Origin of the sequence: Pseudomonas sp. PDM25 (genome assembly GCF_019219045.1) — a bacterium.
Taxonomy (GTDB): domain Bacteria; phylum Pseudomonadota; class Gammaproteobacteria; order Pseudomonadales; family Pseudomonadaceae; genus Aquipseudomonas.
Window position 1 is genome coordinate 1 of the sequence record NZ_JAHUWL010000068.1, and the last position, 479, is coordinate 479.

General features: G+C 59.5%; 1 protein-coding gene. It reads left to right on the plus strand.

Annotated elements, in window-relative coordinates; genetic code table 11:
• Positions 1–479 (plus strand): contractile injection system protein, VgrG/Pvc8 family (locus KW848_RS31350; protein WP_256365351.1); only part of this gene is annotated, 479 nt, incomplete at both ends.

Here is a 479-nt window from a genome sequence, read left to right on the forward strand (position 1 = left end):
GATGCCTATACCTTTCAGGTCAGCACCAGTCCCGAGCGCGAATATTGCACGCAATACGGGGAATCCGATTTTCAACTGATACAAAGGTTGTGCAGTGAGGAGGGGATTGCCTGGCACCACCAGCACAGCCCGGACGGTCATCAGCTGGTGTTCACCGATGATCAGACCTACTTCCCCACGCTGGAGGCCACGCCCTATCAACAGGCCAGTGGTATGGCCGCGGACCACCCGGTCATCAGCCAGTTCTCCCAGCGGTTCAGCACGCGTACCAGCACGGTGACGCTTCGGGGTTATGACTTCAATCGGCCAAGCCGGCTGCTGGAAAGTCAGTCCACCGCCGAATTCAGACCTACGCTTGAGGACTACCACTACCCGGTGGAGATGGACAATCTGGCACGTGGCAAACAGCTCGCTCGACAGGCCCTGGAGCGGCACCGTGCGGATTACCAGTTGGCCGAGGGGCAAAGCGACCAACCGAC